28 protein-coding genes are annotated in these 26,110 nt (G+C 47.9%); 17 read left to right on the forward strand and 11 right to left on the reverse strand.

All coding sequences use genetic code 11. The annotated features are described in order from the left end of the window. Nucleotides 1-33 precede the first annotated feature (33 nt). Entirely contained in the window at nt 34-363 is a 330-nt protein-coding gene (locus PG915_RS15750; protein ID WP_353497305.1) for a DUF3135 domain-containing protein, read from the forward strand. A gap of 81 nt (nt 364-444) precedes the next feature. On the opposite strand, the gene PG915_RS15755 is transcribed toward PG915_RS15750, so the two are convergent. After that, nucleotides 445-873 (reverse strand): DUF805 domain-containing protein, encoded by a 429-nt coding sequence (locus tag PG915_RS15755; RefSeq protein WP_353497306.1) that lies wholly within the window; start codon nt 871-873, stop codon nt 445-447. A gap of 15 nt (nt 874-888) precedes the next feature. After that, nucleotides 889-1,236 (reverse strand): 5-carboxymethyl-2-hydroxymuconate Delta-isomerase, encoded by a 348-nt coding sequence (locus tag PG915_RS15760; protein WP_042502220.1) that lies wholly within the window; start codon nt 1,234-1,236, stop codon nt 889-891. 266 nt (nt 1,237-1,502) lie between these two features. Here PG915_RS15760 and tpiA point away from each other — a divergent pair, with 266 nt between their 5' ends. Continuing rightward, nucleotides 1,503-2,276: a triose-phosphate isomerase gene (gene tpiA, locus PG915_RS15765; RefSeq protein ID WP_353497307.1), complete on the forward strand. Its 774-nt coding sequence runs from the start codon at nt 1,503-1,505 to the stop codon at nt 2,274-2,276. A gap of 129 nt (nt 2,277-2,405) precedes the next feature. Here tpiA and pfkA read toward each other — a convergent pair whose 3' ends face one another. The 3 genes from pfkA to PG915_RS15780 form a co-directional block, all read right to left on the reverse strand. Continuing rightward, nucleotides 2,406-3,368, reverse strand: coding sequence for a 6-phosphofructokinase (pfkA, locus tag PG915_RS15770; RefSeq protein WP_112462381.1), 963 nt, complete (start codon nt 3,366-3,368; stop codon nt 2,406-2,408). A 289-nt stretch (nt 3,369-3,657) separates the two neighbouring features. Continuing rightward, nucleotides 3,658-4,566 (reverse strand): CDF family cation-efflux transporter FieF, encoded by a 909-nt coding sequence (gene fieF, locus PG915_RS15775; protein ID WP_353497308.1) that lies wholly within the window; start codon nt 4,564-4,566, stop codon nt 3,658-3,660. 161 nt (nt 4,567-4,727) lie between these two features. After that, nucleotides 4,728-5,249, reverse strand: a complete 522-nt coding sequence (locus tag PG915_RS15780) for a CpxP family protein (RefSeq protein WP_353497309.1) — start codon at nt 5,247-5,249, stop codon at nt 4,728-4,730. Nucleotides 5,250-5,418: 169 nt separating this feature from the next. On the opposite strand from PG915_RS15780, the gene PG915_RS15785 reads away from it, so the two are divergent. The 4 genes from PG915_RS15785 to trmL all read left to right on the forward strand — a co-directional run bounded on the left by PG915_RS15785 (nt 5,419) and on the right by trmL (nt 9,371). Beyond that, entirely contained in the window at nt 5,419-6,102 is a 684-nt protein-coding gene (locus PG915_RS15785; protein ID WP_353497310.1) for a response regulator, read from the forward strand. Nucleotides 6,103-6,104: 2 nt separating this feature from the next. Further along, nucleotides 6,105-7,490 (forward strand): envelope stress sensor histidine kinase CpxA, encoded by a 1,386-nt coding sequence (gene cpxA / locus PG915_RS15790; protein ID WP_353497311.1) that lies wholly within the window; start codon nt 6,105-6,107, stop codon nt 7,488-7,490. Between the two features lie 83 nt (nt 7,491-7,573). Continuing rightward, complete coding sequence (locus PG915_RS15795; protein ID WP_353497312.1) at nt 7,574-8,698, forward strand: M14 family metallopeptidase; 1,125 nt, start codon at nt 7,574-7,576, stop codon at nt 8,696-8,698. A gap of 196 nt (nt 8,699-8,894) precedes the next feature. After that, nucleotides 8,895-9,371, forward strand: coding sequence for a tRNA (uridine(34)/cytosine(34)/5-carboxymethylaminomethyluridine(34)-2'-O)-methyltransferase TrmL (trmL, locus tag PG915_RS15800; protein WP_353497313.1), 477 nt, complete (start codon nt 8,895-8,897; stop codon nt 9,369-9,371). Between the two features lie 98 nt (nt 9,372-9,469). On the opposite strand, the gene rpmG is transcribed toward trmL, so the two are convergent. From rpmG to radC, 3 genes are all read right to left on the reverse strand, one after another. Further along, a complete protein-coding gene (gene rpmG / locus PG915_RS15805; protein WP_002535344.1) occupies nt 9,470-9,637 on the reverse strand; it encodes a 50S ribosomal protein L33 in 168 nt (55 codons plus the stop codon). Between the two features lie 13 nt (nt 9,638-9,650). Further along, nucleotides 9,651-9,887 (reverse strand): 50S ribosomal protein L28, encoded by a 237-nt coding sequence (gene rpmB / locus PG915_RS15810; protein ID WP_004728407.1) that lies wholly within the window; start codon nt 9,885-9,887, stop codon nt 9,651-9,653. A 299-nt stretch (nt 9,888-10,186) separates the two neighbouring features. Then, nucleotides 10,187-10,861 carry a RadC family protein gene (gene radC, locus PG915_RS15815; protein ID WP_353497314.1) on the reverse strand — a complete coding sequence of 225 codons (675 nt, stop codon included), beginning with the start codon at nt 10,859-10,861 and terminating at the stop codon, nt 10,187-10,189. A 259-nt stretch (nt 10,862-11,120) separates the two neighbouring features. On the opposite strand from radC, the gene coaBC reads away from it, so the two are divergent. The 4 genes from coaBC to lpxM all read left to right on the forward strand — a co-directional run bounded on the left by coaBC (nt 11,121) and on the right by lpxM (nt 15,065). Next, nucleotides 11,121-12,329 carry a bifunctional phosphopantothenoylcysteine decarboxylase/phosphopantothenate--cysteine ligase CoaBC gene (coaBC, locus tag PG915_RS15820; RefSeq protein WP_353497315.1) on the forward strand — a complete coding sequence of 403 codons (1,209 nt, stop codon included), beginning with the start codon at nt 11,121-11,123 and terminating at the stop codon, nt 12,327-12,329. Nucleotides 12,330-12,558: 229 nt separating this feature from the next. Next, a complete protein-coding gene (gene slmA, locus PG915_RS15825) occupies nt 12,559-13,149 on the forward strand; it encodes a nucleoid occlusion factor SlmA (RefSeq protein ID WP_042502207.1) in 591 nt (196 codons plus the stop codon). A gap of 5 nt (nt 13,150-13,154) precedes the next feature. Next, a complete protein-coding gene (locus PG915_RS15830; RefSeq protein WP_353497316.1) occupies nt 13,155-14,096 on the forward strand; it encodes a Kdo(2)-lipid IV(A) acyltransferase in 942 nt (313 codons plus the stop codon). Between the two features lie 12 nt (nt 14,097-14,108). After that, nucleotides 14,109-15,065: a lauroyl-Kdo(2)-lipid IV(A) myristoyltransferase gene (lpxM, locus tag PG915_RS15835; protein WP_353497317.1), complete on the forward strand. Its 957-nt coding sequence runs from the start codon at nt 14,109-14,111 to the stop codon at nt 15,063-15,065. A 105-nt stretch (nt 15,066-15,170) separates the two neighbouring features. On the opposite strand, the gene mutM is transcribed toward lpxM, so the two are convergent. From mutM to PG915_RS15850, 3 genes are read right to left on the reverse strand one after another with little or no spacing between them, the layout of a single operon-like run. After that, a complete protein-coding gene (gene mutM / locus PG915_RS15840) occupies nt 15,171-15,980 on the reverse strand; it encodes a bifunctional DNA-formamidopyrimidine glycosylase/DNA-(apurinic or apyrimidinic site) lyase (protein WP_353497318.1) in 810 nt (269 codons plus the stop codon). Between the two features lie 51 nt (nt 15,981-16,031). After that, nucleotides 16,032-16,529: a hypothetical protein gene (locus PG915_RS15845; protein ID WP_353497319.1), complete on the reverse strand. Its 498-nt coding sequence runs from the start codon at nt 16,527-16,529 to the stop codon at nt 16,032-16,034. Further along, nucleotides 16,529-17,038: an FxsA family protein gene (locus tag PG915_RS15850; RefSeq protein WP_353497320.1), complete on the reverse strand. Its 510-nt coding sequence runs from the start codon at nt 17,036-17,038 to the stop codon at nt 16,529-16,531. Before PG915_RS15850 ends, PG915_RS15845 begins: the two co-directional genes overlap by 1 nt. 352 nt (nt 17,039-17,390) lie before the next feature. Here PG915_RS15850 and aspA point away from each other — a divergent pair, with 352 nt between their 5' ends. The 7 genes from aspA (at nt 17,391) to PG915_RS15885 (ending at nt 26,055) form a co-directional block, all read left to right on the forward strand. Beyond that, on the forward strand, nt 17,391-18,842 hold the full coding sequence (aspA, locus tag PG915_RS15855; protein WP_353497321.1) for an aspartate ammonia-lyase: 1,452 nt from the start codon (nt 17,391-17,393) through the stop codon (nt 18,840-18,842). Nucleotides 18,843-18,979: 137 nt separating this feature from the next. Next, nucleotides 18,980-20,290, forward strand: a complete 1,311-nt coding sequence (locus tag PG915_RS15860; RefSeq protein ID WP_353497322.1) for an anaerobic C4-dicarboxylate transporter — start codon at nt 18,980-18,982, stop codon at nt 20,288-20,290. A gap of 146 nt (nt 20,291-20,436) precedes the next feature. Next, complete coding sequence (locus tag PG915_RS15865) at nt 20,437-22,275, forward strand: protein-disulfide reductase DsbD (protein ID WP_353497323.1); 1,839 nt, start codon at nt 20,437-20,439, stop codon at nt 22,273-22,275. A gap of 129 nt (nt 22,276-22,404) precedes the next feature. Next, complete coding sequence (locus PG915_RS15870) at nt 22,405-23,040, forward strand: response regulator transcription factor (RefSeq protein WP_353497324.1); 636 nt, start codon at nt 22,405-22,407, stop codon at nt 23,038-23,040. A 204-nt stretch (nt 23,041-23,244) separates the two neighbouring features. Beyond that, nucleotides 23,245-23,868, forward strand: a complete 624-nt coding sequence (locus PG915_RS15875; RefSeq protein WP_353497325.1) for a MarC family protein — start codon at nt 23,245-23,247, stop codon at nt 23,866-23,868. 204 nt (nt 23,869-24,072) lie between these two features. Continuing rightward, nucleotides 24,073-24,339 (forward strand): DUF4212 domain-containing protein, encoded by a 267-nt coding sequence (locus PG915_RS15880; RefSeq protein ID WP_006075415.1) that lies wholly within the window; start codon nt 24,073-24,075, stop codon nt 24,337-24,339. A gap of 12 nt (nt 24,340-24,351) precedes the next feature. Continuing rightward, nucleotides 24,352-26,055 (forward strand): sodium:solute symporter family protein, encoded by a 1,704-nt coding sequence (locus tag PG915_RS15885; protein WP_353497326.1) that lies wholly within the window; start codon nt 24,352-24,354, stop codon nt 26,053-26,055. Nucleotides 26,056-26,110 lie beyond the last annotated feature (55 nt).

Here is a 26,110-nt window from a genome sequence, read left to right on the forward strand (position 1 = left end):
GGCAGTACCGTTAGTTAGCAGAGGAATGCAGACATGGCAGAGTCGATCTCACTCCCTTCATTTGAAGAGCTGGCAGCAATGGCCAAAGACAACCCAGAGCAGCTTAGCCAGCTTCGACATCAGTTGTGTGAGCAGTTCATTGCTGGTTGCTCCAGTGATATGCAGCCAAGACTGCACGCCCAACAGTCTCACATTGAACGGGTACTACAACGCGCCAAAAACCCGATACATGCCAATGTGCTCTTGAGAGAAGAGCTACATAAACAAATCGTCAAATTTGCCGATGCGCTACAAGGAGACTCGCAAACATCTCAATGCAGTGCAGACATCGTTCCTTTTGAGCGTGGGCAAAAGTGGCGCTGAACGATTGATACACCTTCTGTCATGTAGACATGGGGCACAAAAAAGGGAAGCCAATGCTTCCCTTTCGCCATTTTGAGCCGCTTATTGCTGAGGCTCATCACCGTATTGATTTTGACCGTCAGTGCCTTTCAAGAAACCACACTCCACCAAGATCCAAGCGCCACAGGCCAACGCAGCCAATGAAATCACACTTTGAACCAGTGAAGGCTGAGCAGCCGTTGCCGGATCCAGCGTTGGCAAACTCATGCGTCCAAACACGAGCGGCACATTTAATAGCAGCCACCAGCTTGATTTGTTGCGGTCGTGCCAACGTTTAGCAGTAATCGCCAAGTCAGGTATCAGCAGTACCACCAAGAGTACCGGCAGTAATAAGTGCACCACGTTTGGGAATAGATAGTTCAACCCCTGCGCACACACCATAATGGCTAGGTAATAACAGACATTCCACATCCAGAACGTCTTACGACCAATGCGGCCATTAAAAGAAAACAGTAACGACTTTAACGACATCAAATCACTCTCATATTAATTGGTAACCTTTTGAAAGCAGGCTTTGTCCATATCGCGGATATTCACCGTCAAGCTCTTAATATGGCTCGCCTGCTCTCTAAGTACTTCCATCAGCTTACGCGACAACTCGCGCTTTTGCTCGTCCGTTCGTCCAGACAGCAGCTCAAAGCTGATGTGCACAAAATCTTCGCTATCCCCGTACTCGCCAATCAACCAGTTATGACTGCGCAGTGAACGAGACTTCACCGAGTCAGCATCAAACAGCCCACAGTTGAGTGTTACACGGTGCAGATCTTCCAGTAGCCCTTGTACATTCAACCTTTCGTCGGCTGTATTCGAATATTCTAAAACCAGATTCGGCATACGACTTCCTTTTTTTGGCCAATAGCTGACAAGGTATAGCAAGCCGCGAGTAAAATGCCGAGAAGTATTCTATTATTCTGTTTACTGGATCACTTGGGCACGCCATTCTGAGCTCTCTAAATGGGGCAATTGTTAGGATAAGATACCAAAGCGATAAAGAAATGACCCCAATCATGATCTACGTGAATTAATCTGTTATATTCTTTCGTAATCACGTTTATTTTTTACATTCGTTTATTACAAACACTGATTTTGGAGAAAATCTCATGCGTCAACCTGTAGTTATGGGTAACTGGAAACTCAACGGCAGCAAAGCAATGGTAACTGAGCTGTTAACTGGTCTAAACGCTGAACTTGAAGGCGTAACTGGTGTAGACGTGGCGGTAGCTCCACCAGCACTTTACATCGACCTAGCTGAGCGTGTTATCGCAGAAGGCGGCAACAAGATCATCCTTGGTGCACAAAACACTGACCTAAACAACAGCGGTGCTTTCACTGGCGACATGTCTCCAGAAATGCTGAAAGATTTTGGTGCAACTCACATCATCATCGGTCACTCTGAGCGTCGTGAATACCACAACGAATCAGACGAGTTCATCGCTAAGAAATTCGCATTCCTAAAAGAGAACGGCCTGAAGCCAGTTTTCTGTATCGGTGAATCTGAAGCTCAAAACGAAGCTGGCGAAACTGAAGCAGTATGTGCACGCCAAATCAACGCAGTGATCGACGCTTACGGTGTTGAAGCACTAAACGACGCAATTATCGCATACGAGCCAATCTGGGCTATCGGTACTGGTAAAGCAGCAACTGCAGACGACGCACAGCGTATCCACGCTTCTATCCGTGCTCTAATCGCAGCAAAAGACGAAGCAGTAGCTGAGCAAGTAATCATCCAGTACGGTGGTTCTGTTAAGCCAGAGAACGCAGAAGCTTACTTCTCACAGCCAGACATCGACGGTGCTCTAGTTGGTGGCGCATCTCTAGACGCTAAGAGCTTCGCAGCAATCGCTAAAGCAGCGGCAGCAGCAAAAGCTAAGTAATCGAACCGATTACCAAAAGCCGGCTCCATTGAGCCGGCTTTTTTGTTTCTATGTGTCCGTCACTTTACTGCGGACAAACAAAAACCGCTGCCAAGGCAGCGGTTTTTCTATGCTCGAGAGAAGGCCGAATTAGAACAGCTCTTCCGCTACTTTGAATAGGTCAGTGCGCACTGGACGCTTCATGTTTTCGATAGCATCGATGATATCATGGTGAACCAGTTGCTCTTTCTGGATGCCCACACAACGGCCACCGTGACCTTCTAGAAGTAGGTGAACCGCGTAGTTACCCATGCGAGATGCTAGAACACGGTCGAAAGCTGTCGGACGACCACCACGCTGGATGTGGCCCAGTACTGTCGCGCGAGTTTCACGACCAGTACCTTCTTCAATCTCTTTCGCTAGCTCGTTCGCATCCATCATTAGTTCAGTAAGCGCGATGATCGCGTGTTTCTTACCTTTCGCAATACCATCTTGAATGTTGCTGATTAGCTGGTCTTTATTCAGACCAGTCTCTGGAGTAATGATGTACTCACAGCCGCCTGCAATTGCTGACATTAGGGTTAGGTCACCACAGTGACGACCCATGATCTCAACGATAGAGATACGTTGGTGAGAAGATGAGGTGTCACGTAGACGGTCAATCGCATCGATAACTGTGTTTAGTGCCGTTAGGTAGCCGATTGTGTAATCAGTACCTGCAATATCGTTATCGATAGTGCCTGGAAGACCGATACATGGGTAACCCATTTCAGTTAGCTTCTTCGCGCCCATGTAAGAGCCGTCACCACCAACAACAACCAATGCGTCGATGCCGTGCTTTTTCAAGTTCTCAATGGCTTTCTCACGAACTTCCACTTCTTTAAACTCTGGGAAACGCGCAGAACCTAGGAATGTACCACCACGGTTGATCACATCAGAAACGCTTGAACGGTCAAGAGGCTTGATGCGGTCTTCGTACAGACCAAGATAGCCGTCGTATACGCCGTACACTTCCAAACCCTCTGACAGAGCAGTACGTACCACGCCGCGTACCGCAGCATTCATACCCGGTGCGTCACCACCACTTGTCAAAACACCAATTTTCTTAATCATGCTCACCCTCGATTTGGCAATCTAATTTTAAATTGTAAGTATGTCGCCTTCGGCGGCGACATACCGAAATCTTTGTTATCGTTACACTAAACTCAGCGTGTTCCCCAAAACATCACTGACGTAACTTTATTACTTATGTAAGAGTATTACAGTTTATACTGGCTCGTACGTTGATTCACATCAGAATCGCACTTTTTTATCACGCGCATTGATAATAGACAATGGAATTTAACATTGCCATTACGGCAAAACCTCCTCCCACTGCATGTCACCATCTACGCCCAGGCTACTAAAAATCCTGCTGCTTTTGCTCAGCTTCTTCGCGAAGCACCACAGAATACGGGTCTTGGTGAATGATCACGTCCGCGCCAGGAAACGCCTTAATCACTTCTTCTTCCGCTTTGTCAGCAATGCGGTGCGCCTCGATAAGGGGCAGATGGTCATCTAACTCTAAGTGTAACTGAATGAAACGAACTGGCCCTGACGTACGAGTTCTTAGCTGATGCACACCAATCACCCCTTCCACGTCATTACACACCTGACGAATCACAACTAACTCTTCTTCCGGCAATTGACGGTCAAGCAGTGACTGTACCGACTCGTAAGCCATTTTTATCGCGCTGACTAAGATAAACACACCAATACCAATCGCAAACACCGAGTCCGCTTGCCCAACGCCATACCAACTCAATCCAAGAGCGACCATAATCGCCACGTTCATATATAAGTCAGTTTGATAATGCAGTGAATCAGCAGCAATGGCCTGACTGCCCGTTTTACGAACCACATATTTTTGAAACGCAACCAAGCCCGACGTCACGATTAAGGCAAAGAAACTGACATAGATACCCAGCTCAGGCGATTGGAGATCATGCGGCCTGAAGAAACGATCGATACCGTTAAGAATGAGAAAACAAGCAGAACCGGTTATGAACATCGACTGTGCCAACGCGGCCAGAGATTCGGCCTTGCCATGGCCAAAAGTATGTTCTTTATCAGCAGGTTGAAGTGAGTATCGAACAACAATCAAGTTGATCAATGATGCGGCAATATCAAGCAGTGAGTCGATCAAAGAAGCCAGTAAGCTCACCGAGCCGGTGACCCACCAAGTGATCAGTTTCGCTATTAACAGGATGGTTGCTACCGTGGTCGCTGCCCATGCAGCCGTAGTAACCAATTTCGCGTAGTTGTCCTTCATGCGCTGTGTGGTTTTTCCTTGAAGATATTTCTAAACACAAAGCAAGTATACTGATAAATGATGACAAAAATAGAAAAAGCGACCAAAAAAGGTCGCTTAGTATTCGCTATCGTTATCATGAAAGCTAGGAGTCTAGCTTCATGATACGCTAGATATTCCGATTACTCAGAAGCACGTTTTTCTGCACGCTTTTCCACTTTCGCGAAGCATTTTTCCATGCGCTCTTGGGACAGCTCTTTAAACGTCTCTTTCTGCTCTGGCGTTAAGATGCTCATCAGTTCATGTTGCTTCTCAAGCATCTTCACGCGGCGCTCGGCTTGCTTCTCAACCATTTGCGTTGCCAGTGCGTTCGCCGCATCCGCATCAAACGTATCGGCTAATACTAGATCTTGCATTTGCTGCTGACGTGCTTGCATTTCTGCTTTCTTAGCAGTGAAATCGCCATCAAACTTCTGTTTCATTTGCGCTTTAGTCGATTCACGTAGCTGCTTCATCTGCTCTTTTTGTGCGTCAGTCAAGTCTAGCTCGCGGAACATGCGTTTGCCGTCAAAACCGCCACACATGCCTTCGCCACCTTTACCGTGATGACCGCCTTTACTGCCACCGTATGCTAAGACACTTGCAGAGCCAAGCGCGAGTGGAAGAACAGTTGCAGCGATAACCCATTTTTTTGAAAATTTCATAATCTTTACCCTTATGTGATTCATGCCATGGCTGCCTCTGCAGCGCTTGAGTATAGAATAGAAGCTGAGGCGTAAAGCAACGTACAGCGAGCGTAAAGAATCGTAAAGATCGCTTTTTTGAGCCGCGAACGCTTTATTATTACAGGGCACAACAATACCGAGGTAAATCATGGCACACATTCTTCTTATCGATGACGACACCGAGCTAACCAGTCTTCTCAAAGACATCTTAAGCTATGAAGGCTTTGAGGTTTCAGAGGCCAACGATGGGTTTGCTGGCTTAGAGGCAATGTGCGAGGCCATTGATTTAGTGTTGATGGATGTGATGATGCCACGCCTCAATGGTATGGATACCCTCAAAAAGCTACGCGAAAATTGGGATACCCCAGTACTGATGCTTACGGCAAAAGGTGAGGAGATAGACCGTGTTATTGGTCTTGAGCTTGGCGCCGATGACTATCTTCCTAAGCCATTTAGCGACCGAGAGCTGCTCGCGCGTATCAAGGCCATATTAAGGCGCACCAGTAACAAGTCAGAATCGAGCTCATCCGATGGAATACGTTTTGACGACATTCAGGTCTTCCCAGCAAAACAAGAAGCGACGTGCCAAAGCCAGACTCTCGACCTAACCACCACTGAATTTGCGCTGCTGCACTATTTTGTCCAACACCCTGGGGAGACGCTGACCAAAGAAGCGCTGAGCCTTGAAGTGCTCGGCAAGCGCCTGTCAGCATTCGACCGAGCGGTGGATATGCACGTCTCTAACTTACGTAAAAAGCTGCCAGAAAAGAGCGATGGTAAACCAAGGATTAAAACCTTGCGCGGTCGTGGCTACTTATTGGTGAAGGAGTAAACATGAAACTGCCAAAAATTAGCAGCCTCTACGGACGAATTTTTGCGATATTTTGGTTTACCATGTTGCTGGTGCTAATCGCGGTACTAGCACTGCCCCACCTCGATCCTCGCGTTGCAAGAGAAGTCTCCACCGAGACACTCGGCCAAATCAGTGCTAATCGTGACAGAATTGAACGTCAATTTGCCAACGAGCCAAGTATTGGTCGCATAGTCTATCAGCTTGATAAGTCTGAACGCATGCACAATAAAGACCGCAAGACAAAAGGACCAAGCTTCTTCATTGTCGATAAGACCGGCAACATCTTAAGCACTCAAAAGCATGTCGATTTCAAAGAGCGCATGCTCAAAAACTTCATTACTTCGGTTGATACGTTCGACAAGCCGATGCAAAAACTCTACGGCCGCTACATGCTGGTTGGCCCTGTTTCGATTAACTTAGCCAAGCAAGAGTATGACCTTTATATCGGTATGCGCTGGAATCAACCTCCGCCGTTTCTACTCAGAATGTTTGATAAGCCATTCCAGCTATTGTTAGTAGTGATGGCCGTCAGCACACCGCTTCTGCTTTGGCTAGCATGGGCACTGAGCCAACCTGCTCGCCGTCTTGAGCGCGCCGCCAAGCGTGTTGCCAAGGGAGAGTTCAATCCAGATCCGACCCTCGAAACCGGCACGACAGAGTTTAAGCAAGCAGGACAAAGTTTCAATCAAATGGTACTGGCGGTAAATCAAATGATTTCCGGTCAGCAAAGACTGCTGTCAGACATCTCCCACGAGCTGCGTTCACCATTGACAAGGCTTCGCATGGCGACAGGCCTCGCGACCCGTAAACAAGGTGAGAGCGCAGAGTTGACCCGTATTGATACCGAAGCCCAGCGCCTTGAGCAAATGATTGCTGAGCTTTTGGAACTGTCTCGCATGAACACCGACAGCCATGTCACCCGAGAAAGTCAGCCAGCAAGCAGCCTTTGGGAGGAGATCTTTAGTGATGCTCAGTTTGAGGCCGAGCAAGTGGGCAAAACTTTGCACTTCTCAACGATTCCTGAGATCTCTATCGTCGGCAACCCTAAGCTGCTCATGAGTGCAATTGAAAATATCGTACGTAATGCGATCCGCTATGGTGAATCCGAGATCAATATCGCGCTGTATCAGCACGATGACATGCTGCACATTATTGTCGAAGATGATGGTCCTGGAGTACCTGATGATGAACTTGACGACATTTTTAGACCGTTTTATCGCGTCTCCACCGCTCGCGATCGCGACTCAGGTGGCACCGGTTTAGGACTGGCAATCACGCAAAGTGCCATCCTCCAGCATCGCGGCCAAATCATGGCGTCACGCAGTGAACTTGGCGGTCTAAAAATGCACGTAGAGCTGCCATTATAAATCAGGCAACGAAGCGATATTGATTCTACACTCTTTGTGGTAGCCTTCCGGCTCATGCTCAACACAATAAGAGAACCAAGTAGATGAAGATCTTCAGCAATTTCGAAAGTGGCAACATTGAAGTTGTCAGCATTGAGAATAAAGACGATATCCAGCTAAGGATACAAAACGACCATCAGTCTGAGTTTTATCAGTGGTTTCATTTCCGCCTAGAAACTCAGGCTGAACAATCCCACACCATCAAGATCCTTGATTTGGCTAAGTCAGCCTACCCTGAAGGTTGGAAAGGCTATGATGTGGTCGCTTCTTACGATCGCGAAGAATGGTTCCGTATTCCATCTGAGTTCGATGGCGACACACTGAGCTTCAACGTGCTGCCTGAGCGCGGCTCCATGTATTTCGCTTACTTCACACCCTACTCCTATGACCGCCACCTCGATCTCTTACACATGGCGCAAACCGAGCACCACTGCACTCTTGAGACCCTAGGCCACACGTTAGACAACAACGATATGTCGCTGCTGACTTTTGGCGAGCCAGAAGAAGGTAAGAAGAACATTTGGGTGATTGCTCGTCAGCACCCGGGTGAGACTATGGCGGAATGGTTTATGGAAGGCCTGATCCAGCGCCTTGTCGATGAAACCGACACCACAGCGCAAGCGTTGCTAGAAAAAGCTGTGCTCTACGTAGTGCCAAACATGAACCCAGATGGCGCAAACCGCGGCCACCTGCGCACCAATGCGGTTGGCGTCAACCTAAACCGTGAGTGGCAAACACCTTCTATGGAGAAAAGCCCAGAGGTGTTCCTAGTACGCGAGAAGATGCTGCAAACGGGCGTCGACATGTTCTTGGACATTCATGGTGATGAAGCGATCCCATACAACTTTGCAGCTGGCTCTGAGGGCATTCCTTCTTACGATGAGAGACACGCCGGTCTTGAGCATGCGTTCAAACAAGCACTACTCACTATTACGCCTGAGTTCCAAGACGACTATGGCTACGACAAAGACGAGCCGGGTAAGGCAAATCTAACCGTCGGCTCAAACTGGGTTGCAGAGCAGTTCCGCTGCCTGTCATACACCATTGAGATGCCTTTTAAGGACAATAACAACTATCCAGATCCTTTGTATGGTTGGTCGCCTGAGCGCAGTATTAAGTTTGGTCATGACATGGTAGCGGCGACGCTAGCTGTGACGGATAAGCTTTAATCTCAAAGGACACGCAATTAGAGTGTCTCGTCATTCCGCTAGCCGCGCGCCTGCGCACACAGGAATCTACTTGAGGATTGGTGCACGCTTTGAGTAGATCCCCGCCTGCGCGGGGATGACGATAGCCTTGGGGATAACGTTCTTTTTACGCTTCAGGTATACTCATTCCATTATTTAGTATGAGTCGACAGCCAATATGTTTGATATCGCCCTCTACGAGCCAGAAATTGCTCCAAACACCGGAAACATCATCCGTCTTTGTGCCAACTGCGGTGCAAACCTACACCTTATTGAACCGCTGGGTTTTGATTTAGAAGAGAAGAAAGTACGCCGTGCGGGTCTCGACTATCACGATCTTGCGCGCGTAAAACGTCATAAAGACTACGCGGCGTTTCTTGCTTACTTAGAAGAACACAACCCGAACTACCGCTTGTTTGCTTGTACCACAAAAACCACCGGCCATCATACCGATGCGAAATACCAGCAAGGTGATGTGCTGTTATTTGGTCCAGAAACTCGCGGCTTACCTGCAGAAGTGATTGAAAGCCTACCAATGGAGCAACGCATTCGCATTCCTATGATGCCAGATGCGCGCAGTCTAAACCTATCCAATGCGGTAGCGATTATTGCCTATGAAGCGTGGCGACAGTTGGGTTTTGAAGGGGCAGTTTAAGCCCTTTTTAACGAGAGCATTAACCGAGCCTGAATTTCAGGCAATAAAAAACCCAGCCGAAGCTGGGTTTTCAATACTTACAAGTAGAAACTTATCAATTACTTGATTTTAGCTTCTTTGTACATAACGTGTTGGCGAACAACTGGATCAAACTTTTTGATCTCAAATTTGCCTGGCATGTTACGCTTGTTCTTGTCAGTTGTGTAGAAGTGACCAGTACCTGCAGAAGATACTAGACGAATTTTCTCACGAATGCCTTTAGCCATTGCTTAATTCCTCTTATACGTTCTCGCCACGAGCGCGAATATCAACAAGAACAGCATCGATGCCTTTCTTATCAATAATACGCATACCCTTAGCGGTTAGACGTAGTTTAACAAAGCGTTTTTCGCTTTCTACCCAGAAACGATGAGTTTGTAGGTTCGGCAGAAAACGACGCTTGGTAGCATTTCGTGCGTGTGAACGGTTGTTACCCGTTACAGGACGCTTACCAGTTACTTGGCATACTCGGGACATGAATGTCTTCTCCAAATCGTTTCAGCTCGATATCAACCTTGGTGGCCGAACCTCAATTATAAGAGGCCATAACCATTATGGAATACCCATACAAGGCTATCAAAGGTCGCGCATTATACTAACTTGACATGCATTGCTCAAGACCCGAACAGATCCTTTTTTAAGGATTTGCTGATCTTTTTCACTTTGAGCTGATGTTGGTTGATAATTTAGTGCGCGAATCATAGCAGAAAATCACCAAAACAAAAGCTCTGTATCACAGTTATTACAATAAAAAACGCTTTCTACTGTTTAAGAGGCTAAATCCAGCCTCTTTCGGCAAACGAGACCACTTCCCCATCACCAACCACAAAATGGTCGAGCACACGAATATCCACTAGTCCAAGTGCATCGCTCAATCTTCTGGTGATCCTTCTGTCGGCCTGACTCGGCTCAGCAATCCCCGATGGGTGGTTATGCGCCAGTATTAGCGCCGCCGCGTTATGCTCTAATGCACGCTTAACGACTTCTCTGGGATATACAGAGGCCGCATCTATGGTGCCTTCAAACATCACTTCATCGGCAATCACTCGATTTTGGTTATCCAAAAACAGTATATAGAAGGCTTCTCGCTGGCGATCGCGCAGTATCGACATCAAATAGTATTTGGTGTGTTCCGGACTATTTAAGCTGTCTCCACGCTGCAAAGTTTCCGATAGATAGCGCTGACTCATTTCCAGTACCGCTTGAAGCTGCACATACTTGGCGACACCAAGCCCCTTGTGTCGGCAGAACTCGTCATTGGTGGCAGAAAACAGTGCCCGCAATGAACCAAAATCGGCAAGCAAATCGTCCGCAAGCTGAATCACATTCTTGCCTTTTATCCCGGTTCGTAAAAATATCGCCAATAACTCAGCATCGGAAAGCGCGTGGCTACCGCGGCTAAGTAACTTTTCTCGCGGCATCGAGTCTTTGGGGAGCTGATGTAATGTCATAAGCCTATGTATATTCGTGTGGATAGTGTCATAACTATATAGAGGGAAAATTAAACCTTAGGGAAGTTATGACGCATAACATCAAAAGCTGCAGTGAACAGGTGACACACTGCGAGCCTAGAGGTGGCTTTGTGTAACTGTTCAGTTTATTAGTGAGGGCTCATTGCAAAGGTGGAAAAAGCTTGTGCCAGTGGTACGACAGTAGCGGCGGAGCAAGGCTTTTGCTATCTTAGCCGCAGAAAATTGTAAGGAGCAAGCTATGCAAACTTTAGCGGGTAAGAAAATACTGCTTGGTATTAGCGGTGGCATCGCCGCCTATAAATGTGCCGAACTAACCAGACGCCTAATTGAACGTGGTGCCGAAGTTCAAGTCGTGATGACCAAAGCGGCAAAAGAGTTTATCACACCACTAACGATGCAAGCTGTTTCGGGAAGACCGGTATCTGATAGCTTGCTCGACCCTGCCGCTGAAGCCTCGATGGGACATATAGAACTAGCAAAATGGGCAGACTTAGTCCTGCTTGCTCCTGCTACTGCCGATCTCATCGGTCGCATGGCTGCCGGAATGGGCAACGACTTACTGACTACGTTAGTGCTCGCCACAGACGCCCCAATTGCCGTTTCGCCTGCGATGAATCAGCAGATGTATCGCAATGTCGCTACCCAAGAGAACATCTCGACGCTTTCCCGTCGTGGCATGATGATTTGGGGGCCAGCCGCCGGTGAACAGGCTTGTGGTGATATCGGCCCTGGCCGTATGCTAGAGCCGATGCAACTGGTTGAGCGCTGTGAGCAGTTCTTTGGTCCAAAACCCTTAGTGGGAAAATCGGTAGTGATTACCGCAGGTCCAACGCGTGAAGCGATTGACCCTGTGCGCTATATCTCCAACCACAGCTCTGGAAAAATGGGCTTCGCTCTTGCCGAAGCGGCCAGTCAAATGGGGGCTGATGTCACACTGATTGCCGGCCCTGTTGCGCTTACTACGCCAGTTGGCGTTAAACGTGTCAATGTGACCAGTGCACAAGAGATGCATCAGGCAGCATTAGACGCGGCAATCTCACACGATATCTTTATTGGCTGTGCAGCGGTCGCAGACTATCGTCCAACCGATGTCGCGACGCAAAAAATCAAAAAGACCGCGGACAACGATGATATGCAGATAGTGATGGTTAAAAACCCAGACATTATCGCTGATGTCGCTTCGCTAAGCACATCTCGTCCATTTACTGTTGGCTTTGCGGCAGAAACGCAAGATGTGGAAACTTACGCACTGGATAAGCTATCTCGTAAGAATCTGGACATGATTTGTGCAAATGATGTCTCTGTTGCAAGTCAAGGCTTTAACAGCGATTCAAATGCGATTACCGTGTACTGGCAAGACGGACAGCAAGCACTTGGTAGTGCAAAGAAAACCGAGTTAGGCCGCGCCATTCTCGAGTGCATCAGCGCCAAGCTCAATAACGTATAGTTCACTACCGCATAACCAGCTAACGCTAAGCAAGTAAAGGCCGCGTGGTGCGAACGCTGCGCCGCCTCACTCCCTCTGCTCGCCCACCTTGCGAGATAGATTGTTACACACTTCAACCATTTAGCACGTTGAACTGTGTGGATAAAACGCGCTTAGGTACACTAACAGATTCACCTATGGGCGTTATCGTGCTGATTTCGGCATGCAGTAATCAAAAGGAATAGGATTTATGTCCGCTACGAGAAAGTCGAACCGAAAAGAGGAGATCCTTCAGGCTCTTGCTCAGATGCTAGAGTCCAATGAAGGAACCTCTCGCATCACGACCGCAAAACTTGCCAAGCAAGTGGGTGTGTCTGAAGCGGCACTCTATCGTCATTTTCCAAGCAAAGCGCGTATGTTTGAAGGACTGATTGAGTTCATAGAAGAGTCGCTCATGTCTCGCATCAACCGCATCTTAGATGAAGAAAAAGACACCCTGACTCGCATTCGTCTAGTGTTGCAATTGATTTTGGCGTTTTCTGAGCGCAATCCAGGTTTGAGTCGCATTCTCTCTGGTCATGCTCTAATGTTTGAGAATGAACGATTACGTGACCGAATTAATCAGCTGTATGAAAGAATAGAGACATCTCTGCGTCAAATTTTGCGCGAGCGCAAAATTCGTGAAGGCAAAAGCTTTCCTGTAGATGAGAAGATCCTCGCCGCACAACTACTCGGTCAAGTAGAAGGCAGTTTGAACCGCTTTGTTCGTTCTGATTTTAAATACACCCCTACGTCCACCTTTGACGAGTACTGGGCGCTGCTAAAACTACAACTGCAATAACGCTAATGAAAACTGACAAAAAACCGGACTTCAGCTTATCACTGCTACATCCCAAACACTGGGGCGTGTGGGTAGGCTTCGGCCTGTTGGCGTTGATCGTCAACTTATTGCCATACGCACTGCTGTATAAACTCGGTCGTGGCCTTGGCAAATTCGCCATGCGCTTTGGCGGCAAACGCGCTCAAATCGCGCGTCGTAACCTAGAGTTGGCCTTTCCAGAAAAAAGCCAACAAGAGATCGACGCCTTTGTGGAAGAGAACTTTAAGAACTCAGGCATGGCGCTGATCGAAACAGGTATTACTTGGTTTTGGCCAACCTGGCGCTTTAAGCGCATTCTAGTAGAAAAAGACATCAGCGCGCTTAAGCAGCACGAAGCCAATAACAAAGGCGTACTACTGTGCTGCGTGCATGCACTTAACCTTGAGATTACCGCACGCGCTTTTGCTGTGCTGGGGCTCCCAGGATACGGCGCCTATCGTCCACACAGCAATCCTGCTTACGAGTTCATCCAGTACCGTGGTCGTACTCGCAACGGCAACAAACTGATTTATCGTACCGATTTAAAATCGATGATCCGCGTCATGCGCCAAGGTCACCGTTTGTTCTATCTTCCGGATCAAGATTATGGCCACAATAAGTCTGTGTTCGTGCCTTTCTTTGCCGTAGAAGAAGCCTGCACCACTACGGGCACCAGTATTCTGGCTTACACCAGTAAGTGCGCGATCGTTCCGGGCTCTGGTTTTAGAAATGCCGATGGTAAATATGAGATCATGGCTGACATCTCCATTGAAGATGAATATCCAAAGAAAGACGAAGTCGCCGCAGCCGCACTAATGAATCACTACGTAGAAAAAATCATTTTGCGCGCGCCAGAACAGTGGCTTTGGATGCACAAGCGATTCAAGTCGGTTCCTGACGAAACCAAAACTAACTCTCGCTATCTGTAACGAGTAGGCATTATGAGCAATCAAGAACATATCGATAAAAACCTCTATGATCCTCGTTTCCAGTGGGCATTTTTACACCCCAAACACTGGGGCACTTGGCTTGGCATCCTACTGGCGGTATTCCTAGCCTTTGTTCCCGCTAAGCCTCGCGATCGTTTTGCGCGCTATATTTCCGGGATCATTGTCGGTAAAAATGGTCGCGTCGTCAGACGTACCCGCCTCAACCTTGAAAAATGCTTTCCGGAGAAGTCAGAGCAAGAGATCCAACACATTGTTGAAGAGACCTTTGCCAAGGCAGGCCAATACCTACTGGGCTACTCTGAGTTTTTGGTACGCTCAACCAAGCACAACCAAAATCGCGGTGTGATGATTGGTGAAGAGAACCTGATGCCGCTACTGGATGCTGGAGAGAACGTGATCATCTTGGCGCCGCACGCATGGGCTGTGGACTACCCTGCGGTCATGTTAGCAGCTCAAGGCCACAAAGTGGCAACCATCATGAAACCGCAAAACAACCCAATCGGTGACTGGCTGATGCACGTCCAGCGTATGCAGTATGGTGGACGCATCTTTGCCCGTAGCGCCGGCGTGAAGCCGTTTGTTCGCTCTATCAAGGATGGTTACATCGGTTACTGGCTGCCGGATGAAGATCACGGCCCACAAAACTCTGTGTTTGTGCCCTTTTTTGCTGCAGAAAAGGCGACTCTAAAAGGGTTTGGTAAAATGTCTCGCCTATCTCGAGCCAAAGTCGTGCCAGTACTGCCCGCCTACAATGATCAAACCAGCAAATACGAAGTGCATATTCTGCCAGCTATCGACAACTTCCCGACGGGAGATGAAGAGCAAGACGCACGCGCGATGAACGCCGCAATTGAAGCGCTGTTACGTGACAAGCCTGAGCAGTACATGTGGAACTTATATCTACTTGAAACTCAGCGCGATGGTAAACGTATTTACGACAACATCTAGCCTGAGCTAAGTATTATCGCTCACCTCCCAAAGAGGCGGATAACAACCACTAAAAAAGCGCTTGCCGAGGCAAGCGCTTTTTTGTTCATCCATTAGTTAACATCACTACTTCTGGCAAACATCGCAAAAGAAGGTGTTTCGCTGACCTATCTTCATCTCTTTGATTGGCTCACCGCAGCTATGGCAAGGTTGTTTCGCTCGCCCATACACGTGCAGCTCCTGGGCAAAGTAGCCAGGCTTACCATCCGTTTGCGAAAAGTCTTTAAGCGTGGTTCCACCTTGAGTGATCGCTTGTGCTAGCACCTGCTTGATTTCCGTCACCAGCGTTTGCCACTGACCAAGCGTCACTTTATAAGTTGGTGTCGTTGGAAGAATGCCAGCGCTAAATAGCGACTCACAAGCGTAGATGTTCCCCACCCCGACAACATTAGCGTTATTCATAATGAAGGTTTTAATCGCGACCCGTTTGTTATTGGCGCGAGAGAGCATCCAATCGGCATTAAACTCGTCCGTAAGAGGTTCTGGACCACAGTTGTCCAAAAGCTCATGAGACTCTCCCGGAGCACACCACAACCAAGCCCCAAAGCGGCGTGGGTCGTTGTAGCGCATGACCTTACCGTTGCTAAGCACTAAGTCAACGTGGTCATGCTTTTCAGCCGGGGGTGGGTTTTCCAGTACTCGTAGACTGCCCGACATCCCCAAGTGGACGATGGCGGTGCCTTTTGGCGTGTCGAGTAGCAGATACTTAGCCCGCCTGCGAATCGCCGTGATGGGCTGACCATGTAAACCGTGGATCTCTTCAGGGATCCACCAGCGCAGCTGACGCTGACGCACCACGATTTCTTGAATGGTTTGTTCTAATAGATGCGGGCTAATCCCGAGGCGAGAAACTTCTACTTCTGGCAATTCTGGCATGATGTCTACGCTTAACTGGTCATGGACTGAGTGAACAAGAAATGGATGCGTTTATCTCGCATCCTGTGGCAGTAATTCACTGCCTTCAAAGCTTACCGCTACCCATAAGCCATTGTAGGTGTTGAGCAGCCAAAACTGATCCAACGGGTAAGCGGTAATGCGCTGCGGCTCTTCAACTTCTTGATACCAAACCTCGATTGTCATCGGATGCTCAAACGCAGGTTTGAGTTTCTGATACGTTTCGTCGTCAACTGGCGTGCCCTGCATCGCTTTCCAGCGCAATACCACGCTTTCAGCATCTTGATTCCACTTCTTAGGAATCGCGCGCCAGTTATCGCCTTGCTGATAAAATTGGATCCCAGCGTAGTTGATTTCTATTGGCTCAGCACTTGGGTCAAGCACCAAGCCTTCACTCGCCTGCGCTGCTGGCTCCAGCAAATATTGCTTTATCAGAGTCGGTGCGGCCATCATCAGCATAAAAAAAGCGATGCCGATAATAAGCACGTTGTTCCAACTGCGCCTCGAAAGCTTGATGCGGTTGAATATCATTAGTTCAGCTTGTTACGGTCATCATCGTCTTTACGTTCATACTCACCTTCAAAGGTGTTGCCATCGCGCTGATGGTCGCGATGGGAATCAAACGGCCCTTGCTGGAAGTCACCTTGATGAAAACCGCCTTGATGGAATCCTCCAGAAACGCTCTTCACCACCACTTTACTCATAAGATATTTAGCAATAGCCGCACGGGGTGCTGGCAGCAGTACCAACATACCCATCGCATCAGTCATAAAGCCCGGAGTGAGAAGTAGTACACCAGAAACCGCCAACATAACGCCTTCAACAATTTGTTGCGCTGGCATTTCACCTTGCTGCAGCTTCGACTGTACTGACATTAGGGTTTGCAGGCCTTGGCTACGCACCAGCGAGGCACCCACCACCGCCGTCAATAGCACTAAGCCAATAGTAGGCCATAAGCCCAAAAAGCCGCCGACTTGGATAAATAGCCCAATCTCAATGATTGGAACAAAAATAAATAGCAATAACAGTATCGGAAACACACGCTCCTCCTTGGTTTGCTGTCAGTTTACGCCTACCCTTTACTAAACCACAAATAAATTACTCGGATTCAACCGCTAAGCGCACAAAATGAGTTTTTCAAAATATAAATCGACTCAGTTAATGATGCGAATTTTATGAGGGAAATCTCATCTCACGAGGACTTTGCTGGCCTTTGCAATAATTAAGTGAAAAAGGTGATCTGGCTACTATTTTTATGTGCCACTTTGAGTAATATGTACCCCATAAGTCAGGACGTAATAACTAGCCAATTATTCTGGCGAATGGATTCTTAAAACAGATTTGGCAAAATAACTGTAATTAACGCAGAATTATTCTCTAAGGATCCAAAATATGGCGACAACTACTCTTGAGCAAACAGTTGCGACTCAAGCCACTCGTATTGAAGAAGATCTATTAGGCCAACGTCATGTCCCGGCCGATGCTTACTACGGCATCCACACACTACGCGCTATCGAAAACTTTAATATCTCCAATGTGACCATTTCTGATGTACCCGATTTTGTTCGCGGTATGGTCATGACCAAGAAAGCCGCTGCGCTCGCTAACAAAGAGCTTGGCGTGATTCCAAAAGACATCGCTCAATATATTATCCAAGCTTGTGATGTGATCCTTGAAACAGGCAAGTGCATGGATCAGTTCCCATCAGATGTGTTCCAAGGCGGTGCTGGCACCTCTGTGAACATGAACACCAACGAAGTGATCGCTAACGTGGCACTTGAACTGATGGGCAAAGAGAAAGGCCAATATGAGTTCATTAACCCAAATGATCACGTTAACAAAAGCCAATCAACAAACTGTGCTTACCCAACGGGTTTCCGTATCGCAGTCTACAACAGCGTACAAAAGCTAATCGATGCGATTGAATATCTAAAAGGTTCGTTCGAAGCGAAGAGCCAAGAGTTCTCGACTATTTTGAAAATGGGTCGTACTCAGCTTCAAGATGCGGTACCAATGACAGTTGGCCAAGAGTTCCACGCCTGGGCGGTAACTCTGAACGAAGAGATTCGTGCCCTTGAGTACACCTCAAAGCTACTACTAGAAGTGAACATCGGCGCAACAGCAATCGGTACTGGCCTAAACGCAGCTCAAGGCTATCAAGAGCTTGCAGTTAAGCACCTATCTGAAGTAACAGGCCTTGAATGTGTACCAGCAGAGGATCTTATCGAAGCGACCTCTGACTGTGGCGCGTATGTAATGACTCACGGTGCACTTAAGCGCCTAGCTGTGAAACTGTCTAAGATTTGTAATGACCTGCGCCTGCTTTCTTCTGGTCCTCGCGCGGGTCTTAACGAGCTCAACCTGCCGGAACTGCAAGCCGGCTCTTCTATCATGCCAGCGAAAGTGAACCCAGTGGTTCCTGAAGTAGTTAACCAAGTGTGCTTTAAAGTGCTTGGTAACGACAACACAGTATCCTTCGCAGCGGAAGGTGGTCAGCTGCAACTGAACGTTATGGAGCCAGTAATTGCGCAAAGCATGTTTGAATCTCTTGAAATTCTGAAAAATGCTTGTATCAACCTGCGCGACAAATGCATCGATGGCATTAGCGTTAATAAAGAAGTGTGTGAAAGCTACGTTTACAACTCAATTGGTATCGTTACTTATCTCAACCCTTACATCGGTCACCATGAAGGCGACATCGTCGGTAAGATCTGTGCTGAGACCGGTAAGAGCGTAAAAGAAGTGGTACTTGAACGCGGCCTTCTATCTGAAGAAGAGTTAGATGACATTTTCTCAGTAGACAATCTGATGAAACCTCAGTATAAAGCCAAACGCTACGAGTAATGATGCCTAAAGGCTCCCCTGTATGGGGGAGCCTTTTTAGTGCCTATTTCTCATTGGTAAAACTTATTCCCTAATATTATCTACAACGTCCGCTTGTCATCATGGTTGATAACGGACAATCGAAACAAGGATTGACTATGGTTGCTATAGAGCTTGCCGTCGTACTGCTGTTTATTTATTTAGGTGCACGTATTGGCGGTATTGGAATCGGTCTGGCTGGCGGTGCTGGTGTCATTGCCCTCTCACTGGTACTCGGCGTACCAACAAGCCAAGCTTACATCCCTGTGGATGTGATCTTAATTATTATGTCAGTAATCACTGCGATTGCTGCGATGCAAGTAGCTGGTGGTATGGACTGGCTGGTGCAAATTGCTGAAGACTTCCTTCGCAAACATCCAGAAAGAATCACCTTTTATGCTCCCATTGTAACTTTCTTGATGACGCTTATGGCAGGTACAGGTCACACCGCGTTTTCAACGCTTCCTGTTATCGCTGAAGTTGCAAAAGGCCAAGGGGTGCGACCATCACGCCCATTGTCGATTGCCGTTGTTGCTTCGCAAATCGCTATCACAGCTTCTCCTATCTCCGCCGCGGTGGTTGCTTTCGCGGCAATGCTAGCGCCAATGGGGGTCGATTATTTAACGCTACTTGCTGTGTGTATCCCAACCACCTTTATCGCCTGTATGGTCGGCGCCTTTGTCGCTAACTTCATGGGCAGCGAGCTGAAAGACGATCCTGTGTACCAAGAGCGTCTAGCTCAAGGCCTTATCAAGCTGAGTACCACTCAAGAGCGCAACATTCTGCCGACAGCAAAAACGGCGACCTATATTTTCTTAGGTGCAATTGCATTCGTAGTTTGCTACGCAGCAGCGATCTCTGGCTCTATCGGCCTGATTGAAGATCCTGCGCTTGGCCGTAACGAAGCAATCATGACCGTCATGTTGGCAGCAGCGGCAGCGATCACGCTAGTGACCAAGATCGATGCATCTAAAATTCCTTCTGCAGCAACGTTCCGCTCAGGTATGACCGCTTGTGTCTGCGTACTTGGCGTAGCATGGCTTGGTTCAACGTTTGTGAACGCGCACGTTGACGGCATTAAAGAGCTAGCGGGCGCGCTACTGGAAGACTACCCATGGATGCTAGCGATGGTTCTGTTCTTTGCCTCTATGCTGCTTTACTCGCAAGGCGCGACAACCGTTGCTCTAATGCCAGCAGCGCTAGCAATTGGTGTAGCACCACTGACAGCGGTTGCTTCATTTGCTGCAGTAAGTGCTCTGTTTGTACTGCCAACCTACCCAACCCTGCTTGCTGCGGTTGAAATGGATGACACTGGCTCAACACGGATCGGCAATTATGTGTTCAACCACCCATTCTTCATTCCGGGTGTGACCACTATCGCGACAGCCGTTGCGCTTGGTTTTGCATTTGGCGGCCTACTGATCGGCTAATCGCCAGCAAATGGATTGCAAAAAGAATTGAGAGCTGCGTTGTATCGCAGCTCTTTTTTTATCTTTAATGAAACATTTCTCGCTATCTTCCTGTCTTAACATCATATAACCTCATTATATTGTTAAACCTTGGTTGCATAGCGTTCATGACTCGACTACTTTCCCAATTTTTGCTGCTTTCCCTGACCACGTTGGCGTTGCCTAGCTGGGCTCTATTTGGAGACAACAACACCAGTAATGCCTTTACCCCGACTGGCACCAATACCTTTGTTCCTGTTGATCAAGCATTTCCAATGAACGCCTATCAGCAGGGCGATCGAGTCTATATCGACTGGCAAGTCAAACCTGACTACTACCTCTATCAAGACCGATTAAACTTCAGCGGTGAAAACGTCACCCTGGGTAATATTGAACTGCAACAAGGTGAGCCGTACACCGATGAGTTTTTTGGGGATGTGACGATTTACACCCAACCGCTGTTTGTTGAAGTGCCATTAAGCCAATATCAAGCCGGCGCAAAACTGATTGTGCAATATCAAGGCTGCGCCAAAGCAGGATTCTGTTACCCACCAGAAACGCGCGTTATCGACATTACGCCATTTAGCTTTGATGCCGTTTCCGATACCACTACTGACGTCCAACCGGCAGCGACAACTGCCGCAGACAACAGCAAGCCTGCAGAGTCACCACAGTCAGCGACGACAGGTACAAACACCTCGAACAGCAACAACGACTTAACCGACAAACTCGGGCAAAACTGGTGGACGCCAGCGCTGTTTTTACTGCTCGGTATTGGCCTCGCTTTCACGCCTTGTGTATTACCAATGTATCCAATCCTCACCAGTATTGTGCTGGGTGGCGGCAAGCGCAGTCATAAACAAGCGTTGCTGTTATCTATGGTCTATGTGCAAGGCATGGCGCTTACCTACACCTTGCTTGGCCTTGTCGTGGCTTCAGCGGGGATGCAATTTCAAGCCGCGATGCAGCACCCGTATGTACTTATTGGTTTGAGTGTCCTGTTTGTAGCACTGGCACTGTCGATGTTTGGCCTCTATACCTTACAGCTGCCAAGCAATGTACAAACTTGGCTCAATAACCTCAGCAATCAACAAAAAGGTGGCAACCTGTTAGGCGTGTTTGCCATGGGAGCCATATCCGGTCTAGTGTGCTCACCTTGCACGACCGCTCCGTTGTCCGGCGCCTTGCTGTACGTGGCACAAAGTGGCGACTTGCTGACTGGTGGTGTCGCGCTGTATGCGTTGGCGCTTGGTATGGGTATCCCATTGATTGCCGCTGCGGTCTTTGGCAACAAGCTACTACCAAAAGCGGGAAATTGGATGGAACGCGTAAAAATCCTGTTTGGCTTTGTACTACTCGCTGCACCTATTTTCTTACTTGAGCGTTTACTGCCAGAATTTTGGAGTAGCGTACTATGGTCTGGTTTGGGTATTGCCGCCTTTAGCTGGCTGTATCATCAAAAGAATGCATTACCATTTGGTGGCTGGAAGCAAAGCTGTGTCGGCATTATTGCAATTCTAGGTCTATTTGCGTCAGCGCAGCCACTACTCAATCACTGGCTTGGCGCACCGACAAGTAGCGAGTCCGAGATCAGCGTTAGCTTCACTCGAGTCAACAACCTTGCCGAGCTCAATGCTGAGCTAAACAAAGCTAAACTTGCCGGTAAACCTGTGATGCTCGATTTTTACGCCGATTGGTGTGTTGCATGTAAAGAGTTCGAAAAGTACACCTTCCACGATGCCAATGTTGAACCTGTGCTGGCCAACTTTGTTTTGCTGCAAGCGGATGTCACGCGCAATCAAGTACAGGATATCGAAATGCTCAAAGCGATGGATGTACTAGGATTGCCGACCATTGAGTTTTGGGATGCCAATGGCACGCAACTTCCAAGTGCGCGTTTAACCGGATTTGTTAGCGCTGAAGATTTTCTAGAGCATTTAAACCAATACACCCTACTCAATGAATAACGGATGAGGTTTTGCGTCCGCGTTCAGTAAAAAGTCGATTCTGCTCAGAGTTTTGTATTGATTCATTTGTCCAAACTCGACGCAGAATCAATAATAACGTTAACACTTTTGCAAAATAACTGAGACGCTATGGAACCGAGCTATACCATCATTATTGCTGATGATCACCCACTGTTTAGGAACGCGCTGTTTCAGTCTGTTCACATGGCGATCAGTGGTGCAAATCTGCTGGAAGCGGACTCATTGGAATCTTTGCTCAGTCTTCTAGAGAAAAGCGAAGAACCAGATCTGATATTGCTCGATCTAAAAATGCCAGGCGCTAATGGTATGTCCGGCCTTATCCACCTGCGTGCTGATTATCCCGATATTCCTATTGTGGTCATCTCCGCCAGCGAAGAGCCAAGTATCGTTTCACAGGTTAAGATGCATGGCGCGTTTGGATTTATTCCCAAGTCCAGTGATATGCGGGTGCTTATTAGCGCCCTAAACAAAGTGCTTGAAGGTGAACCTTATTTCCCCGCAGAGCTGCTCATTGATAACAGCGAAAGTAATGATTTAGCTGAGAAAATATCAACGCTGACACCACAACAATACAAGGTGCTTGGCATGCTCTCCGACGGTCTTCTCAATAAACAAATCGCTTATGATCTCAATGTGTCAGAAGCGACCATCAAAGCGCACATGACCGCCATCTTTAGAAAGCTTGGCGTTAAAAACCGAACCCAAGCCGTGATCCTATTACAACAAATGGAATCAGAAGGTTAGCTTTAAACTCGCCGACAGTTCATGCCCAAGCTGCTATTATGTAACTGGGCGTGAATAGGTTTATTAAAACATTGATACCAGCCACAATACGTTAAATAATAGCGCCGCCAGTTGTTACCGCTTTGGTTATCAATATTGAAAGTGCGGTTCTCCGTCACTGGCTCATGTTATCCCTCTGTTTCACCAAACTCTGGGAGGTTCGCTTTGCTCAGTATTCTCGTTACTCAATTCGTCGTGCTTTGGGCTGTCATTGACCCTATTGGCTCGGTACCCGTTTATCTTTCTCAAACCCAACATCTTGACGTCAAACATCGTCGTATCGTCGCACTAAAAGCAGTCGCGATAGCCTTTGGTGTGCTGTTATTCTTTCTTGTCGCCGGTCAGTTACTGCTTGAAGCGATGCAGATCCCTCTACCCGCGTTCCAAGCTGCGGGCGGATTAGTCCTTCTACTGTTCGCACTGACAATGATATTTGGTGAGAGCAAACCAGAAGAAGAAACCAAACTGAGCCAAGAAGTAAACCGAGATCAACTCGCCGACCTCGCCGTTTATCCGCTGGCGATCCCATCTATTGCTTCGCCGGGTGCAATGATGGCTATTGTACTTCTCACTGACAACCATCGACACTCTTTTATGGATCAAGGACTTACAGCGCTTGTAATGCTTGCCGTACTCCTTATTACTTTGCTGCTGCTACTCGGCGCCACCACGATTCAAAAGTGGATCGGCAATGTGGGTGCTGCCATCATCAGCAGAGTGATGGGATTGATCCTCGCTGCGGTGGCGGTGAGCAACTTATTGCAAGGTATCAAAGACTTTTATATCTAAGTTTATCGATAAACGTTAGACCTTTGGCTAGTTTAACATTAGATTAACATCACACTTTCATTCCCCCTCAATCTCAAGCGCCTGTTTTTAAGGCGCTTTTCTTATTTTTACAGTCGACTAAAGTTGCACTGAGTTATTGCCAGCAGCCTGCTACCTTATTAAACGTAACAATACGTTAACGCAAACATGACAAAGGAGAAGGCCATGGCGTTCGAATCATCAGAACAAGCTCAAGCCTATTGGAAGGAAAATCTAGGAATCATGGGTTCCCTACTCGCAGTGTGGTTTATTGTCTCATACGGCGCGGGAATTCTATTTGTTGACGCGCTTAATGCCATCCAGTTTGGAGGGTTCAAATTGGGCTTCTGGTTCGCACAGCAAGGATCGATATACACCTTTGTTGCGCTGATTTTCGTCTACGTCGCTCGCATGAACGCGCTCGACAAAAAGTACAATGTACAAGAAGACTAAGAGGCGCAAATAATGGATATTCAAACTTGGACGTTTATTCTGGTCGGTATCACCTTTGCGTTGTATATCGGTATCGCAATTTGGGCACGCGCAGGCTCCACTAGTGAGTTCTATGTCGCAGGCGGCGGCGTACACCCGGTAGCAAATGGTATGGCGACCGCAGCAGACTGGATGTCGGCAGCGTCGTTTATTTCGATGGCAGGTATCATCTCATTCATCGGTTACGATGGTGCGGTATACCTAATGGGTTGGACTGGCGGTTACGTACTCCTTGCACTTTGCTTAGCCCCTTATTTACGTAAGTTCGGTAAGTTCACCGTGCCAGATTTCATTGGCGATCGTTACTACTCTAAGACAGCACGTATGGTTGCGGTATTCTGTGCCATTTTTGTCTCGTTCACTTATGTGGCCGGTCAGATGCGTGGTGTAGGCGTGGTATTCTCTCGCTTCCTAGAAGTCGATATTAACCTTGGTATCGTCATCGGTATGGCCATTGTATTCTTCTACGCGGTTATGGGTGGTATGAAAGGGATCACCTATACTCAGGTAGCGCAATATTGTGTTCTTATCTTCGCTTTCCTAGTACCTGCAGTATTCACATCTCTGATGATGACAGGCTCAGTCTTCCCACAAGTGGGCTTTGGTTCTACCGTCACCGGTTCTGAAACTTACCTGCTTGATAAACTTGATGGACTCACTGAGGAATTAGGTTTCACCGCCTATACCGATGGGTCGAAGAGTATGGTTGACGTGTTCTTTATCTGTGCAGCACTTATGGTAGGTACAGCAGGTCTTCCACACGTAATCATTCGCTTCTTCACCGTTCCTCGCGTAAAAGATGCGCGTATCTCAGCAGGTTGGGCATTGGTCTTTATCTCTCTACTTTACACAACTGCTCCTGCGGTAGCAGCGTTTGCTCGCGTTAACATGATTGACACCATTAATGGTCCAGACATGAAAGGCGTTCAAGCGACAGAAGCACCAAGCTGGTATAAGAACTGGGAAAGCACAGGTCTTGTTAGCTGGGAAGATAAGAACGGTGATGGTCGTATGTTCTACTCAGGTGATGAGCGTAACGAAATGAAGATCAACCGCGATATCATCGTACTGGCTTCACCTGAGCTGGCTCAACTTCCAAACTGGGTAGTAGCACTACTTGCAGCGGGTGGTTTGGCAGCGGCACTATCAACGGCAGCGGGTTTATTATTGGTTATCTCGACGGCGGTCTCCCATGACCTGCTCAAGAAAGGCTTTAAACCCGATATGACCGATAAACAGGAGCTCATGTATGCTCGGATAGGCGCGGCAGCGGCGGTTATCGGTGCGGGTTACCTTGGTATTAACCCACCAGGCTTCGTGGCTCAGGTTGTTGCCTTTGCCTTCGGTCTGGCTGCTGCATCCTTCTTCCCTGCGATTATCCTGGGCATCTTCTATAAGAAGATGAACAAAGAAGGCGCCATCGCCGGTATGCTTTCAGGTATTTTGTTCACAGCGGCTTACATCATTTACTTCAAGTTTGTAAACCCTGCAGCAAACACACCAGACAACTGGCTATTTGGTATCAGTCCAGAGGGCATTGGTACTCTAGGTATGTGTCTAAACTTCACAGTGTCTATTGTGGTCAACAAGTTTACGGCTGAAGTACCACAAGACGTACAAGAAATGGTTGAGTCTATCCGCTACCCGAAAGGCGCTGGCGCGGCACAAGACCACTAATATTACCAATACGACAATAGAAAAAGCCGCTGCAATTGCAGCGGCTTTATTTCGT

Origin of the sequence: Vibrio sp. CB1-14 (genome assembly GCF_040412085.2) — a bacterium.
Taxonomy (GTDB): domain Bacteria; phylum Pseudomonadota; class Gammaproteobacteria; order Enterobacterales; family Vibrionaceae; genus Vibrio; species Vibrio chaetopteri.

Excerpts from the sequence above, each read along its gene's own strand:
- PG915_RS15750 (WP_353497305.1), top strand. The coding sequence starts at position 34 with ATGGCAGAGTCGATCTCACTCCCTTCATTTGAAGAGCTGGCAGCAATG.
- PG915_RS15755 (WP_353497306.1), bottom strand. The coding sequence starts at position 873 with ATGTCGTTAAAGTCGTTACTGTTTTCTTTTAATGGCCGCATTGGTCGT.
- PG915_RS15760 (WP_042502220.1), bottom strand. The coding sequence starts at position 1,236 with ATGCCGAATCTGGTTTTAGAATATTCGAATACAGCCGACGAAAGGTTG.
- tpiA (WP_353497307.1), top strand. The coding sequence starts at position 1,503 with ATGCGTCAACCTGTAGTTATGGGTAACTGGAAACTCAACGGCAGCAAA.
- pfkA (WP_112462381.1), bottom strand. The coding sequence starts at position 3,368 with ATGATTAAGAAAATTGGTGTTTTGACAAGTGGTGGTGACGCACCGGGT.
- fieF (WP_353497308.1), bottom strand. The coding sequence starts at position 4,566 with ATGAAGGACAACTACGCGAAATTGGTTACTACGGCTGCATGGGCAGCG.
- PG915_RS15780 (WP_353497309.1), bottom strand. The coding sequence starts at position 5,249 with ATGAAATTTTCAAAAAAATGGGTTATCGCTGCAACTGTTCTTCCACTC.
- PG915_RS15785 (WP_353497310.1), top strand. The coding sequence starts at position 5,419 with ATGGCACACATTCTTCTTATCGATGACGACACCGAGCTAACCAGTCTT.
- cpxA (WP_353497311.1), top strand. The coding sequence starts at position 6,105 with ATGAAACTGCCAAAAATTAGCAGCCTCTACGGACGAATTTTTGCGATA.
- PG915_RS15795 (WP_353497312.1), top strand. The coding sequence starts at position 7,574 with ATGAAGATCTTCAGCAATTTCGAAAGTGGCAACATTGAAGTTGTCAGC.
- trmL (WP_353497313.1), top strand. The coding sequence starts at position 8,895 with ATGTTTGATATCGCCCTCTACGAGCCAGAAATTGCTCCAAACACCGGA.
- rpmG (WP_002535344.1), bottom strand. The coding sequence starts at position 9,637 with ATGGCTAAAGGCATTCGTGAGAAAATTCGTCTAGTATCTTCTGCAGGT.
- rpmB (WP_004728407.1), bottom strand. The coding sequence starts at position 9,887 with ATGTCCCGAGTATGCCAAGTAACTGGTAAGCGTCCTGTAACGGGTAAC.
- radC (WP_353497314.1), bottom strand. The coding sequence starts at position 10,861 with ATGACATTACATCAGCTCCCCAAAGACTCGATGCCGCGAGAAAAGTTA.
- coaBC (WP_353497315.1), top strand. The coding sequence starts at position 11,121 with ATGCAAACTTTAGCGGGTAAGAAAATACTGCTTGGTATTAGCGGTGGC.
- slmA (WP_042502207.1), top strand. The coding sequence starts at position 12,559 with ATGTCCGCTACGAGAAAGTCGAACCGAAAAGAGGAGATCCTTCAGGCT.
- PG915_RS15830 (WP_353497316.1), top strand. The coding sequence starts at position 13,155 with ATGAAAACTGACAAAAAACCGGACTTCAGCTTATCACTGCTACATCCC.
- lpxM (WP_353497317.1), top strand. The coding sequence starts at position 14,109 with ATGAGCAATCAAGAACATATCGATAAAAACCTCTATGATCCTCGTTTC.
- mutM (WP_353497318.1), bottom strand. The coding sequence starts at position 15,980 with ATGCCAGAATTGCCAGAAGTAGAAGTTTCTCGCCTCGGGATTAGCCCG.
- PG915_RS15845 (WP_353497319.1), bottom strand. The coding sequence starts at position 16,529 with ATGATATTCAACCGCATCAAGCTTTCGAGGCGCAGTTGGAACAACGTG.
- aspA (WP_353497321.1), top strand. The coding sequence starts at position 17,391 with ATGGCGACAACTACTCTTGAGCAAACAGTTGCGACTCAAGCCACTCGT.
- PG915_RS15860 (WP_353497322.1), top strand. The coding sequence starts at position 18,980 with ATGGTTGCTATAGAGCTTGCCGTCGTACTGCTGTTTATTTATTTAGGT.
- PG915_RS15865 (WP_353497323.1), top strand. The coding sequence starts at position 20,437 with ATGACTCGACTACTTTCCCAATTTTTGCTGCTTTCCCTGACCACGTTG.
- PG915_RS15870 (WP_353497324.1), top strand. The coding sequence starts at position 22,405 with ATGGAACCGAGCTATACCATCATTATTGCTGATGATCACCCACTGTTT.
- PG915_RS15880 (WP_006075415.1), top strand. The coding sequence starts at position 24,073 with ATGGCGTTCGAATCATCAGAACAAGCTCAAGCCTATTGGAAGGAAAAT.
- PG915_RS15885 (WP_353497326.1), top strand. The coding sequence starts at position 24,352 with ATGGATATTCAAACTTGGACGTTTATTCTGGTCGGTATCACCTTTGCG.